Annotated in this window: 12 protein-coding genes; 5 read left to right on the top strand and 7 right to left on the bottom strand. The window is 72.0% G+C overall.

The window, feature by feature from the left end:
* The first annotated feature begins 32 nt into the window (after positions 1–32).
* The 4 genes from IE267_RS23380 to IE267_RS23365 are packed head-to-tail and all read left to right on the top strand — an operon-like array spanning position 33 to position 3,298.
* A complete protein-coding gene (locus tag IE267_RS23380; RefSeq protein ID WP_161247001.1) occupies positions 33–608 on the top strand; it encodes a hypothetical protein in 576 nt (191 codons plus the stop codon).
* Positions 605–1,819 (top strand): MAB_1171c family putative transporter, encoded by a 1,215-nt coding sequence (locus IE267_RS23375; protein ID WP_167155446.1) that lies wholly within the window; start codon positions 605–607, stop codon positions 1,817–1,819. Before IE267_RS23380 ends, IE267_RS23375 begins: the two co-directional genes overlap by 4 nt.
* The gene (locus IE267_RS23370) at positions 1,816–2,763 is read left to right on the top strand and encodes an NsdA family TPR-like regulatory protein (RefSeq protein ID WP_167155449.1); all 948 of its coding nucleotides are present in this window, start codon (positions 1,816–1,818) and stop codon (positions 2,761–2,763) included. The genes IE267_RS23375 and IE267_RS23370 overlap by 4 nt, the downstream gene beginning before the upstream one ends.
* Before the next feature lie 58 nt (positions 2,764–2,821).
* Positions 2,822–3,298, top strand: coding sequence for a DUF3574 domain-containing protein (locus IE267_RS23365; protein ID WP_189764568.1), 477 nt, complete (start codon positions 2,822–2,824; stop codon positions 3,296–3,298).
* A 32-nt stretch (positions 3,299–3,330) separates the two neighbouring features.
* On the opposite strand, the gene IE267_RS23360 is transcribed toward IE267_RS23365, so the two are convergent.
* From IE267_RS23360 to IE267_RS23330, 7 genes are all read right to left on the bottom strand, one after another.
* A complete protein-coding gene (locus IE267_RS23360) occupies positions 3,331–3,885 on the bottom strand; it encodes a phospholipase domain-containing protein (protein ID WP_167155456.1) in 555 nt (184 codons plus the stop codon).
* A gap of 160 nt (positions 3,886–4,045) precedes the next feature.
* On the bottom strand, positions 4,046–4,624 hold the full coding sequence (gene pspAB / locus IE267_RS23355; RefSeq protein ID WP_167155459.1) for a PspA-associated protein PspAB: 579 nt from the start codon (positions 4,622–4,624) through the stop codon (positions 4,046–4,048).
* A 34-nt stretch (positions 4,625–4,658) separates the two neighbouring features.
* Positions 4,659–5,564: a zinc metalloprotease HtpX gene (gene htpX / locus IE267_RS23350; protein ID WP_189764567.1), complete on the bottom strand. Its 906-nt coding sequence runs from the start codon at positions 5,562–5,564 to the stop codon at positions 4,659–4,661.
* A gap of 161 nt (positions 5,565–5,725) precedes the next feature.
* The gene (locus IE267_RS23345) at positions 5,726–8,581 is read right to left on the bottom strand and encodes an NHLP bacteriocin export ABC transporter permease/ATPase subunit (protein WP_189764566.1); all 2,856 of its coding nucleotides are present in this window, start codon (positions 8,579–8,581) and stop codon (positions 5,726–5,728) included.
* 1 nt (position 8,582) lies between these two features.
* The gene (locus tag IE267_RS23340) at positions 8,583–10,859 is read right to left on the bottom strand and encodes an NHLP family bacteriocin export ABC transporter peptidase/permease/ATPase subunit (RefSeq protein ID WP_189764565.1); all 2,277 of its coding nucleotides are present in this window, start codon (positions 10,857–10,859) and stop codon (positions 8,583–8,585) included.
* Positions 10,856–11,662, bottom strand: a complete 807-nt coding sequence (locus IE267_RS23335; RefSeq protein WP_167155472.1) for an HlyD family efflux transporter periplasmic adaptor subunit — start codon at positions 11,660–11,662, stop codon at positions 10,856–10,858. The genes IE267_RS23340 and IE267_RS23335 overlap by 4 nt, the downstream gene beginning before the upstream one ends.
* A 103-nt stretch (positions 11,663–11,765) precedes the next feature.
* Complete coding sequence (locus IE267_RS23330; RefSeq protein ID WP_167155475.1) at positions 11,766–11,993, bottom strand: type A2 lantipeptide; 228 nt, start codon at positions 11,991–11,993, stop codon at positions 11,766–11,768.
* 578 nt (positions 11,994–12,571) lie between these two features.
* Here IE267_RS23330 and IE267_RS40295 point away from each other — a divergent pair.
* Complete coding sequence (locus IE267_RS40295; RefSeq protein ID WP_444545460.1) at positions 12,572–12,940, top strand: luciferase domain-containing protein; 369 nt, start codon at positions 12,572–12,574, stop codon at positions 12,938–12,940.
* Positions 12,941–12,951 lie beyond the last annotated feature (11 nt).

Genomic DNA, 12,951 nt, shown 5'->3' with positions numbered 1-12,951 from the left:
TTCTCCAGCGTGGAAGGCGTGGAAGGCTAAGGATGAAGGTGTCTGGCTCTGCGTTACCGTCGCCGGAGGACCGTCGGCTCAGGCGCCGTCTCAAAAAGGTTCGTCAAACCTGTGAGGCGCTGCTCGCGGACTGGGGCATGGAGCACGGCTGCGGCATTGATGAACTGCACGGCTATCTCAGTGCACAGAACCGGCGGCCGATCCATCTGATTCCTATGCCCTTCCCGGAACGACATCTCTTCGGGCTGTGGCTGAAACTCGACGATTTCGACATCATCGCTTACGAGAAGGCCGCCTCCGCGTCACACAAAGAACACATCATCGCCCATGAACTCTCCCATATCGCCTTCGCGCACCGGGGTTCCGTGGAATTCGATCACAGTGATACGAGTCAGTTGTTCACGGATGTCGAACCGGCGGTGGTGCAGAGCATGTTGATGCGTTCCCGCTACAGCGACGACGAGGAGCAGGAGGCCGAGACGATGGCCTCGCTGATCCTCGCCCGCGCCACCAAGCGCTGGCTGGAGCCGGCTTGGGGCGTCCCGGCAGAGGCAGCCGAGATCGTCGCCCGCATCGAGAACGGCGTCGGCCACGCGGACCCGTCGTGAACGCGGTCAACGGGGTCCTCACCTGGGTCTGCGCGCTCGGCGGCATCGCGGCCTTCGGCTACCGCCTGCCCGACCTGCTGCGCCGGAAGCACGACGTCGCGCTGTGGGCGCTGTGCGTCTACTTCCTCTGCTCCGGCATCAGCTTCCTGGTCGACCTGGACGCCCTGCGGGTGCACATCTCCAACCTCTTCGGGCTGCCCAACATCACCTCGCTGATCGTCCAGGTGGCCGTCGTCGTCCTCACCGCGGCCCAGCAGGTCGTGCTCGTGTACTGGTCGTCCCCGCCCGAGGAGGCCCGCAGCCGGGCCCGGCGCCGGGTGCTCTTCTTCGGGGCCGCGCTGTGCGTCCTGATCGTGGCCTCCCTCGCCGTCAGCCCGGTCGCCAGCGCCAAGACGGCCACCTCCACGATCCTGCTCAGCATCCAGGACGCCCGGTACGCGCTGTACATGTCGTTCTACCTCGTCATCTGCGGCATCGGGCAGTTCGAGACGGTCCGCCTGTCGCTGCGCTTCACCAAAATGGCCAACCGGCAGTGGCTCAAGGTCGGCATGCGCACGGTCACCGTCGGTGCCAGCCTGATCCTGGTCTACTGCGTCACCCGCAGCATCCAGATCGCCGGCACCCAACTGCACTTCGACGCCTCGGCGCTCGACCCCATCCAGTGGTCGTGCGGCACCGTCGGCGCCCTGCTCCAGATCACCGGCTGGACGATCCCGTCCTGGGGCATTCACCTCACCCGCGCCGGGGGCTGGCTGCGCAGCTACCGCTCCTACCTCCGGCTGCGCCCGCTGTGGTGGGCGCTCTGCCAGGCCTCGCCGGACATCGCGCTCGACCCGCCCCGCTCCTGGGCGCGCGATCTGATCCCGCCGCGCGATCCGCACTACAGCCTCTACCGGCGGGTCATCGAGATACGCGACGGCCAACTGATGCTGCGCACCTCGCTCTCGCTCGCCGACTTCTCCCGCGTGGCCCGCTCGCTCGGCCTCCCCGAGGACCCCACCTCGCCGCTCGGCGAGGCACTCCAAGTGCGGGCCGTCCTGAACCGCCCGGCCGACGAGCGGGACGAAGAGGCCGACGCCGCCGAGATCCCCGCCCGGCCGCCGTACGACGACTTCCGTGACGAGGTGGAATGGCTGACCCAGGTGGCGTCGGCCTTCACCGCCCTCACCCAGGGCCGGGCGGTGCGCGCGCCCGACAGAATCCCGTCATGACCGGGCCGCCCCGTCCCCGCCCCACGGCATCCGGCGCCCTGACTCCCCTCGCCCTGACGGCAGTCGAGCACCTGGTGGCCCTGGACGCGGCCCACGGGGCGACGGCGGCCCTGCCCGCCGTGCGCGACCTCCTGCGGAACATCCCCGAACTGGCGGCCGCCCCCGGCTCCCTGCACGACCGGGACGCCGAGGCGCTCGCGGCGCTCGCCGAACTCTGCGAAGTGATCGGCTGGATCCTCTTCGACGCGGGCCTGGACGGCCCGGCCCACCGCATGAACACCCGGGCCCTGGCCCTCGCGGAGCTCTCCGGCGACCGTGCCACCGCCCGCTTGGTGCTGCTGAACGACAGCATGCTGCACACCCGGGCCGGGCGCCCCCGGGCCGCCCTGGACTCCGCGGCCCGCGTAGCGGGGCCCCGCCCCCTGCCCACGCTGGTCGCCACCCTCGTCCTCGTCCGCCGGGCGCACGCGGAGGCCCTCCTGGACCGGCCCCGGGAGGCGGACCGCCTCATCGCGCGCGCCCGGAGCCGGTTCCTCGACGGCGCCTCGCCCCAGGACCCGCCGTGGGCGTGGTGGATAGACCGGGCCGAGCTCATCGGCCATCACGGCTGGGTCCTGGCCCGCCTCGGCGACTGGGACCGGGCGATCCCGCTCCTCCACGAGGCCGCCACCGCCCCCGGGCCGTCCTACCGCCATCTGTTCACCGCGGAGTTACTCGCGGCGCTGACCGGCGCCCGTGCCTGGCGCGATGCCGAGGAGCTCATCGCGGAACTCGCCCCGCGCGCCGGGAGCATCGGTTCCGTACGGACCACCGAGACCCTCGCCCGGACCGCCGTCCGTCTGCGCACCTGCGCGAAGGCGCCCGCGAACCTGCGGGCCGCGGCGGCCTTCCTGCTGGAGTCCGTGCCCCCGCACCCGGGCGGCCAGGACTGCCCCGCCCGCTAGGGCCGGCAGGACAGCACCACCTCACCATCCCCACCAGAACCCGACAGACAGGGATCACATGCTGCACATCAGGGTGTCCACGCCCGCGGCCGCCGCTCTCGTGGCGGTCGCTCTCCTCTTCACCACCGGAGGACAGGTCTCCGAGATCGCCTACGGCAGGACCGTCACGCAGGCGGAGACGTCAGGGGCCGCCACCACCACGGGAAGCCCCTACCTGGCGACCCATCTCTACTTCGGCACAGGCCGCCACAACGGCGAGCCACCCATAACAGACGATCAGTTCATGAAGTTCGTCGCCGACGTGATCACCCCGCGCTTCCCCTCCGGCCTGACCATCCAGCAGGGCCGAGGACAGTGGCGGGACAAGACCGGCAGCATCAACAAGGAGATCTCCTACGAGCTGACGGTGCTCTATCCGGCCGGCGAGGCCCGCAGGCACAACCCCGACATCGAGTACATCCGCAGGCTGTACTGCTCGATGTACGGTCTGGAATCCGTCGGGCGCGCCGACGTCAGGGCCCAGGCCGACTTCTGATCCGCAGCGGCCCCGCTGTCCGGTGGGCCGGCTCACCACGCGAGCCGGCGCACCACGAGGAGCATCGCGCCGAGCAGCACCAGGACCGTCCCCGTGATCAGCGCGTCCAGGTCGGTGACCCCGGCGAAGGCGAGACGCCGGCCGCCCGCCACCGCGCCGCTCTCGCGGGGCGCGGGGGCGGCGGGCCGGACGACGGGCGCCCGATCGGCGCCCGCCGCCCGGCCCGCACCGGCCGTGGGTGCCGGGGCGGGCGAGGCGCAGTCCAGCACCCCGGCGACGTCCTGGCGGAAGCCGCCGGGACCGAGGACGGTGAACCGGTAGCTCTGCCGGTCGGCGACCGGCACCAGGACGGTCCGCGAGCCGCCGGGCGCGACGGAGGCCGACACACCGGCCAGTTGGAAGGTGAACGGGGCGTCGCCCCCGTTGCGCGCGGTGACGTCCACGCCGCCCCGCGCACAGTCGTCCACCGCGGCGACGATCGGCTCTGGCCCCTTCGCGGGCAGCGCCGCGCCGGTGGTCACGACCGTACTCACGGCCGCGAGCGAGACGGCCCAGCGGGCCGCCCGCCGCTTCGGTGCGTGCCTCACGGAAGGCCCTTCGGGGTGCGGGAGGGGCGGAGCGGGAACGCCCTCCAGTACGGGCACCGGCGCCTCGGCGTTCAACTCCCGCCGCACCAGGCGCTGTTGGGTGCGTCGCCATGCCGCATCGGGAACGCGCCCCCGATCGCGGCCTTCGGGCATGCCCGTCTCACAGGCCCGGCGCGCCCCACACCGGGAACCAGCGCGACAGGTCGCCCTCGATGCGCAGGTCGTCCGCGACGACCGCCCGGACGCGCAGCTCCAGCGCGTTGTCCCGCTTCTCCCCGGCCAGCGGCGCGAACGGATAGAAGGTGCCGCGCTTGTAGAGGTACACCAGGGCGAACGACTGACCGTCGGGGTGCTCGAACCCGGCCAGGGAGCACAGGAGTTGGGGCCCGAAGCCGCTGCCCTCCAGCGCCGTGTTCACCGCGTGCAGATCGCCGACGAGCGAGGCCAGGTCGTCGGGGGCCCGCCGGGACAGCAGCCACGAATAGCCGTAGCCGTCACGGCTGAACTCCACCGAATCCGCGGCCCGTTCGGTGTCCGCGTTCAGGAGGTCCGTCATGTCCTGACGCATCCCCGCGAAAGCGGAGCCCTCCACCGACGTGAAGCACACCGAGCCCCGGCCCGTCGGCGTGAACCCGGCGGCCGCCCGGAGGGTGACCGCGGCGGACGGCAGCCCGAACAGCCGGTCCAGGTCGGGTGCGGTGGGCCGGGTGCGGCCGAGCAGGATGTCCAGGAAGCCCATGCGCTCCGTCCTCGGTCGGGGTCGGCGGACGTGCTCAGGCCGGGCGGCCCAGCTCGGCGGAGATCTTCGCCAAACCGTCGAGCCGCTGTTCGAGGCTCGGGTGGGTGGAGAAGAGCCGGGCCAGGCGGCTGTGGTCGCCGAGCGCCGGGATGAAGTAGAAGGCGTTGAACGCGCTCGCCGTCCGCAGGTCCTTGCTCGGGATGCGGGCGATGTCGCCGTCCAGCTTGGTCAGGGCCGAGGCGAGGGCGGACGGATGCCCGGTGAGCAGCGCCCCGGCCCGGTCGGCGGCCAGTTCCCGGTACCGGGACAGGGCCCGGATGAGGAGGAAGCTCAGCGAGTACACCACCGCCGAGACCGTGATGACGGCCGCGAGCACGGCCATGGTGTTCTGGTCCCGCCGGCCGCGGCCCCCGTACAGCTGGGAGTAGAACGCGAAGCGGACGATGAGCCCGGCGATGACGCCGAGGAACGAGGCGACGGTGATCACCGCGACGTCGCGGTGGGCCACGTGCGACAGCTCGTGCGCGAGGACGCCTTCCAGCTCGTCGGGTTCCAGGCGGCGCATCAGGCCCGTGGTGACGCACAGGACCGCGTGGTCGGCGTTGCGGCCGGTGGCGAACGCGTTGGGCAGGTCCGTGTCCGAGACGGCGATCTGCGGCCTCGGCATGTCCGCGGTGGCGCACAGCCGGTCGACGATGCCGTGCAGCTGGGGCTGCTGCTCACGCGTCACCACCCGGCCGTGCATCGCGTACAGGGCGATCCGGTCGGAGAACCAGTACTGCGACACGAGCACGGCCGCGGCCACCACGACGACCACGAGCGTCGACTTGAGCAGGACGAGCAGGGCCCCGACGAACGCCACGTAGAGGAGGCCGAGCAGGAACACCGTGACCAGCATGCGAACGGTCAGCTGCCGGTCGGGCTCGAAGCGGCTGTGCACGGCTTTCACACCCTCCCCGGAGCGGCGCGTCCCGTGCCGGTACGGGCCCGCTCGGCCGGATCGGGGAGCCGGCGGCGGGACGGCACATTCTTCTTGATCATGGCGCTCTCCAGGACCGGTGAAGTGGTGCTCCCCCTCCACCATGCCACCGCGCGGGGCGTTCAGCGCAGCTGCCGGCGGACCAGTTCGTGCAGGCGCCCGTGCGGGTCGGCGAGCAGTTCGCAGGGCGCGCCCTGCTGGACCACGCGGCCCTGCGACATGACGATCACCCGGTCCGCGTCCAGGACGGTGGAGAGCCGGTGGGCGATCACGACCCGGGTCGCGGCGAGGGTACGGGTGCTCTCGATGACGATGCGCTGGGTCTCGTTGTCGAGAGCGCTGGTGGCCTCGTCGAAGAAGAGGACGCGGGGCCGCCGGACCAGGGCCTGGGCGATCATCAGACGCTGGCGCTGGCCGCCCGAGACGGCCCCGCCCCCGGAGATCATCGTGTGCAGGCCCATCGGCATCCGCTTGATGTCCTCGGCCAGGCCCGCCATCGCGGCGGCCTCCCACACTTCCTCCTGGCTGAAGACCTCTGCCCCGCAGATGCAGTCCAGGATCGACCCGCTGAGCGGCGCGGCGTTCTGCAGCACCACTCCGCACTGGCGGCGCACAGCCGCCCGGTCCAGGGCCGACAGGTCCTGGCCGTCGTAGCGGACGCTGCCCGAGACCGGGTCGTCGAAGCCGATGAGCAGCCGCAGCAGGGTCGACTTGCCGCAGCCGCTCGGCCCGACGATCGCCACGAACTCGCCGGGCGCCACCTTCAGGGACACCCCGTCCAGGACGAGCGGCCCGTCGTCGCCGTAGCGGAACGACAGGTCCCGCGCCTCGATCTCGCCGGTGAGCGCACCGGGCTGGGTGCTCGTCCCGCGCACCTCGGGGGCCTCGTCGAGCACCGGCTCGATCTGCTCGAACAGGGGCAGCACCGCGGCCGCCGAGATGAACGCGCCGGTCAGCTGGGTGACCGAGGTGAGCAGCATCGTCACGGCCGTGTTGAAGGTCAGGAACGCGCTCGCCGAGAGCGAGTCGCGGGCCGGACCGGCGAGCAGGACGAACAGGAGCAGCGAACACAGCGGCAGATAGACCGAGTTGACGACGGCCGTGAGGTTCTTGATGCGGCCCGCCCGCTGCTGGAGCTCCCGGCTGCGCGCGAACTCCCCGGCCCACGCCCCGTACGCGAAGCTCTCGGCCGCGGCGACCCGCAGCTTGGGCAGCCCGCGCAGGGTCTGGAACGCCTGGTTGTTGAGCCTGTTGCCCAGCTCCACGAGGCGGCGCTGCCAGCGCAGCTCCCACATCCCGAGCGCGAGGAACACGGCGGCGATGACGACCAGAAGGGCGATCGCGACCAACGCCAGCGGCACGCTGAAGCACAGCAGCAGAGCCAGGTTCATCGCGCCGACCGTGCCCGCCTGCACCGCGACCGGGCCGATCCCGGAAAGGACCCGCCGGATCGCGCTCATGCCCATTGCGGCGCTCGCGAGCTCGCCGGTGGAACGCCCGGCGAAGAACGTGGTCGGCAGCCTCAACAGCCGGTCCCAGACGGCGGGTTGAAGGGTACTCTCGATCCGGCCCTCCATGCGCAGCACAGTGAGGTTCTGGAGCAGCGTGAACGCCGCCGACACCACGCCGGTGACGATCACGGCGAGCGAGACCTGCACGATGAGGCCGTTCTGCGCCCGCGGCACGTACACCCCGAGCACCTGACCGGTCGCGATCGGCACGAGCGCGCCGAGCCCCACCGTCACCAGACCGGCGAGCAGCAGCCTGCGCACGTCGGGGCGGGTGCCGCGCAGGCCGAACCGGAGCAGCCCCCACCGGCTCAGCGGGCGGTCCGGCAGCGGCCGATAGAACATCACGGCCCGCCGCTCGAACTCCTCGGCGTTGCCCGCGTCCACCCGGGTGCGCCGCCCGGACACCGGATGCACCGCCTCGTAGCCGCCGCGCCGCCACAGCAGGGCGACCGGGGTGCCGCTCGTGCGGTGGCCGACGAGCGGCCCGGCGTCCTCGCGCCACCAGCGGCCGTCGAGCCGCACCGGCCGGGTGCGGACGCGCGAGGCGACGGCGACCCGCTCGACCGGGTCGATCCGGTCGCTGACCGCGCCGCCGAGGGCCGGGTCGCCGAGGGTGATCCCGGCCGCCTCCGCGACCAGGCGGCAGGCGGCGTACGTCGAGTCGTCGGACGCCGCCGCGCGTGAACTCGCCCTGCCGGGGCGGCCGATGGAGCTGAGCAGCGCCCGGTCGGCCTCCTCGCGGACCGCCTCACCGGCCTTGATCCCGGCGGCCGCGCGGTCCTCGTGGGCACGCTCCACCCGCTCGATCCAGCGGTCGAGCGCGGCGAGCAGCCGGTACTGCTGGTTGACCATGCCCTGCCACAAGCCACCGTCGACGAGCAGGTCCCCGGCCGCCTCCGCGCTGAAGGCCGCCCCGTACTGCACGCTGCCCGGTGCCACCGCAAGCCACAGGATGTCGTCGTCCGCCACGGACTCGTCCAGCGGGGTGCGACCGTCCAACGGGGCTTCGAACAACACCCGTTGGCCCCGCCCGACGCCGAGCGAGAAGGCGTGCTCCAGGAGACTGAGGGCCGCGTCCCCGGTGTCGTACCGGCTGAGGCCGCCGTCGTGGCCGCCTTCGGGGCCGCCGGATTGCGGATGCCGGTACAGCTCGCGCAGCGGAATGCGGCGCAGCACGCACTCCCGCAGCGGGCGCCCGACCAGGGTGTGCTGCGGGCCCTCGACGGGGCCGAGCAGCAGGGTGCCCGGTTCGAGCCGGCCGAGGAAGTGCCAGTGGCCCTGCTCCGCCGCGTCCACCGCGAACAGGTCGAGGGCGCCGCTCACCACCAGCCACAGCACCTGCGGCCCTTCGAGGGAGAAGCCGCGCAGCCCGGTGCAGTCGACGCCCTGCCCCAGGCCGCCGAGCGCGCCGACCGCGGCGTCCTGACCGGCGGTGCCCGGCTGGGCGAGGGGATGTACGGGGCTCATCTCAGTGCTCCCTCACGAGCCGGGCGTACGGCCCGGCTGCGCCGACGAGATCCTCGTGGCGGCCCCGCTCCACGACCGTGCCGTGGTCGAGGACCACGATCTCGTCGCTGTCGCGGACCGTGCTCAGCCGGTGCGCGATGACGACGCAGGCGCAGCCCCGGCGACGCAGGTTGTCGATGATGAGGTGCTCGGTCTCCGCGTCCAGGGCACTGGTGACCTCGTCGAGGACCAGGATGCTGGGACGGCGCACCAGCGCCCGCGCGATCTCCAGGCGCTGGCGCTGGCCGCCGGAGAAGTTGCGCCCGTCCTGCTCGACCCGGCTGTGGATGCCGCCGGGCCGCCGCGCGACCACGTCGTAAAGCTCCGCGTCCCGCAACGCCAGGACCACGGCGTCGTCCGGGATCGAGGGGTCCCACAGTGCCACGTTGTCCCGCACCGTGCCCTCGAAGAGGAAGACGTCCTGGTCGACGAAGGAGACGGAGGCGGCGAGCGCCCCGCGCGGGATGTCCTCCAGGCGCCGGCCGTCGATGCGGATGGTGCCCTCCCAGGGGGAGTACAGGCCCGAAATCAGCCTGGAAACCGTCGACTTGCCGCTTCCCGAGCCACCGACCAGAGCCACCTGCTGACCCGGCCCGACGGTCAGCGAGAAGCCGGTGAGCAGGGGCTTGTCGAGCGGGCTGTAGCCGAACGTGATGTCGTCGAGCGTCACATGGCCCTTGAGGCGGCGGGTGCTCGCGAGCGGCTCCGGGCGGCTGTGCAGCGCGTCCACGGGGAAGTTCTCGACGTCCTTGAGCCGGGCGACATCGGCCGCGAAGTCCTGGATCCGGCCTGCCACCCCGTTCAGCCGGGTCACCGGCGCGGTGAAGCGCGTCACCAGGGCCTGGAACGCGACGAGCAGACCGATCGACAGGTGCCCCTCCACCGCCCGCAGCCCGCCGATCCACAGAATCAGCGCACTGTTGAGGGTGGCGAGCGCGGGCGCCACCACCCCGAGCCAGGCACTCGGCACCCCGAGCCGCTGCTGCACCTCCAGGGTGGTCGCGTGCTGGCCCGCCCAGCGCCGGAAGTACCCGTTCTCGCCGCCGGTGGCCTTCATGGTCTCGATCAACTGGAGCCCGGTGTACGAGGTGTTGGTGAGCCGGGCGCTGTCGGCCCGCAGCTTCTGGGTATCGGTGGCCCGCAGCCGTACGACGATGCGCATCGCGACGACGTTGAGCAGCGCGATGCCCACCCCGACGACGGTGAGCTGGGGATCGTAGGTCCACAGCAGGACGGCGTAGAGCAGCACGACGACGCCGTCCACGGCCGCCGCCGTCAGATCGCGGGCCAGTGTCTCGGCCACCGCGTCGTTGGACTGCAGCCGCTGCACGAGGTCGGCGGGGCTGCGCTGTGCGAAGAACGTGACCGGCAGCCGCAGCAGATGCCGGAAGAAGCGGGCGCTGGTGAGCGTGGAGGAGATGATCCGCCCGCGCAGCAGGTTGGCCTGCTGGAGCCAGGTCAGCACCACGGTGAGCACCACCATCAGGCCCATCGCGGCGAACAGGACTCCCAGCAAGGACGTCTGATGACCTATCAGGAACATATCGATGTACGTGCGGCTCAGCGCGGGGAGCGTCGCGCCGACGGCCACCAGGAGCAGGCTGGCGAGCAGTGCGGCCAGCATCGTGCCCGTGGTGCCGCGCAGCCGGGCGGGCAGCGCACCGAGGACACCGGGCTTCCTGCCGCCGGGCCGGAAGTCCGGGCCGGGTTCCAGAACCAGGACGACGCCGGTGAAGCTCGTGTCGAAGTCCTCCGACGCGACGAAACGGCGGCCCTTGTCCGGGTCGTTGACGTACACGCCCCGCCGCCCCAGCCGACGGCCCGTGCCGTCGTACACGACGTAGTGGTTGAACTCCCAGAACAGGATGGCGGGTGCCTGGACTTCGGCGAGGGCGGCCGGCTCCATCTGCATGCCCTTGGCGGTGAGCCCGTAACCGCGCGCCGCCTTCAGGACGTTGCTCGCCCGCGAGCCGTCGCGCGAGACGCCGCAGGCGATGCGCAGCTCCTCCAGGGGCACATGGCGGCCGTGGTGGGCGAGCACCATGGCGAGGGAGGCGGCGCCGCACTCCAGGGCCTCCATCTGGAGGACCGTGGGGCTGCGCACCACCTTGGCTGGCCGGGCCTTCGGGGCCTGCCGCGCGCGCGAACGGCGGTCTCCCGAAGGGGTGTTGGCCGGGCGCCGCCGGCCGTGCCCGGCCGGCAGCCGGGGGGTGGGGGGTGAGGCGTGGGGTGCGGTCACGGGAGCAGCCAATCGATGGGGCGCCGGTCGGCAAGGTGGACGGTGCCGGTGGCCGGGGTCATGGAGTCGACCGCGTAGGGCGGGCCGTCGGCCGACGACCATCGGTAGCCGGACTTCGTGCCGGGCGCCCGGTCCAGGCGGACCGCGACCCCCACCGGCCTGCCGTCCCGCGCGAACTGCTCGGCGAGCTGTCCGTCACCGAGGAACGCGGCGATCTGCTGCGGGGTCTGAGCCGTTCTGCCGACCGCGGCCACCGTGCCGCGCAGCACTCCGTAGCGGTCGGCCGGCACGGACTGCACGGTGAGGTCGACCGGAGCGCCGACGGGGACGCTGGCGGCACGGTCGCCCGGCACGTACAGCATGACCGTCAACGGGTCGTCGGCGCCGCCCGTCCGCTCGACGCTCGCCACGTTCGAGCCGGTGGCGACGACGGCGCCGATGGTGGCGGCGAGGCTGGTGAGGCGGCCCGCGGCGATCGCGCGGACGATCCGCTCGCCCTGCGCGGTGCGGACCTTGAGGAGCGGGGCGTCGGCGGCCAGGCTCTCGCCCTCCTTGGCGAGCACGCCGGTGACCTGGCCCGCGACCGGGCTCTGCAGGACGTAACTGCCCTGGGCGTGCGTGAGGATGCCGGGTGCGTCGATCGTGGAGGAAACGGAGCCCGTCACGGCCCAGAAAGAGGCGGCGGCCATGACGACCACGGTGACAAAGAGAACGAGTCGTCCCTGCGGGCGTGCGAAACGCACCGGCAGGTCGAGTTCCTCCGGTGACTGCAGTTTGGAAAGGGCCTGCTGACGAAACTGCACGGAACTCTTTCCTTACCCGTTCCTTGCCCGCGAAACTTCCGCAAAGCGTGAACCATTCGCAAGGAGCCCCGGAACCGAGCGGTTCCGGGGCTCGTGCGCGATCTCAGAGACCGGCGACGAGACCGGTGGCCAGGCCCGTGACGGCACCCGTGTTCACACCGGTGGTCGAACCGACCAGGCCGGTGACCGAGTTGACGATGCCGGAGACCGGAAGAACGGAGTCGGCGGTGCCGGTCACGTTACCGAGAGCGGTGCCCACGAGGCCGCCGGACACGTTGTCCAGGTCGGCGTCGGAGATCTCGAGGGTCTGGACCTGGGGAGCGTTGTTCATGGTGAGTACTGCCTTTCATGGGGACATTTCCTATCGGGAACTCCTTGCCGGGGCTCCCGCAGTGGCCAGGATCAAAACACGCCGACGGCGGCGGCAGCCAATCGGCGGGGGGATGGACAGGGCTTTCTTCCGGCCTTGAATTGCCGTCCCGTGCAGACCCGTTCATGATTCGGGGGCATTTCCTTCACGAGCTTCACGGGACGAATTCCCCGGGCCCCGGAATCGCTTCTCGCAACTGGGACACTCCCGCACCAATGCCGCGCGCTTTCGGCGGCGCGGGAGCGGGCTCGCGGCCCCGGTGACGGGTCCGCGCACGCCCTGTGCAGATTCTCGGAAGGTGTCCCTCCGCTTGTCTGTGGGGCACGTCGGCCACGGTCCCGGCCGACCCCCGGGCACGGATCGGCCACGAGACGCATCCCGGGGGTGGACGGGGGTGGTCCTGCCGGTGAAGTGTGCGCGAGGATGGCGCCATGACCGCGGCTCATCGCGCCATGGATCAGTTGGAGTCATGGCCGAACCTGGTAACCGGACCACCCCGATGCGCTGTCGGACGAGCGCTCTTCGCCGCGGAGTGCGAAGTGGTGCACTTCCACTCCGGCTTCGCGGCGGACCTGCATCTCACCCACCCCGCGATAGAGCGGCTGCGCCCCGAGCTGCGGCACAGCACCGCCATCCGCCTGAAGCCCGGCTCGGCCTGGGTGACGGTCCTGCTCGACTGCGGCGCGGACGTGGATCTGCTGCTCACGCTGGTCAGCATGGCGCTGAAGGCGCAGGCGCTCAGTCCGCCGAACGCGCTGGCCGCGCCCTGTACTTGGTACCGCCCGGCCGTCCCCCCGCAACGCGTCGCCGATCCGCCGGTGCTCACGCTCGGCCCGAGGCCGGGTGTCCTGCCCGCGGCGCGGCGGGCGGTGGGGCGTTTCCTGCCGCACGGGCCGCGCGCGGTATGAACGGAGCGTGC

The sequence above is a fragment of the Streptomyces xanthochromogenes genome (assembly GCF_014650455.1).
GTDB lineage: Bacteria > Actinomycetota > Actinomycetes > Streptomycetales > Streptomycetaceae > Streptomyces > Streptomyces xanthochromogenes.
The sequence above is the reverse complement of the archived record's forward strand: the minus strand, read 5'-3'. Positions and strand labels throughout refer to the sequence as shown.

Bases quoted from the DNA above. Each gene is read 5' to 3' on its own strand.
- IE267_RS23345 (WP_189764566.1), bottom strand. From the start codon at position 8,581: ATGAGCCCCGTACATCCCCTCGCCCAGCCGGGCACCGCCGGTCAGGAC.
- IE267_RS23370 (WP_167155449.1), top strand. From the start codon at position 1,816: ATGACCGGGCCGCCCCGTCCCCGCCCCACGGCATCCGGCGCCCTGACT.
- IE267_RS23365 (WP_189764568.1), top strand. From the start codon at position 2,822: ATGCTGCACATCAGGGTGTCCACGCCCGCGGCCGCCGCTCTCGTGGCG.
- IE267_RS23330 (WP_167155475.1), bottom strand. From the start codon at position 11,993: ATGAACAACGCTCCCCAGGTCCAGACCCTCGAGATCTCCGACGCCGAC.
- pspAB (WP_167155459.1), bottom strand. From the start codon at position 4,624: ATGGGCTTCCTGGACATCCTGCTCGGCCGCACCCGGCCCACCGCACCC.
- IE267_RS23380 (WP_161247001.1), top strand. From the start codon at position 33: ATGAAGGTGTCTGGCTCTGCGTTACCGTCGCCGGAGGACCGTCGGCTC.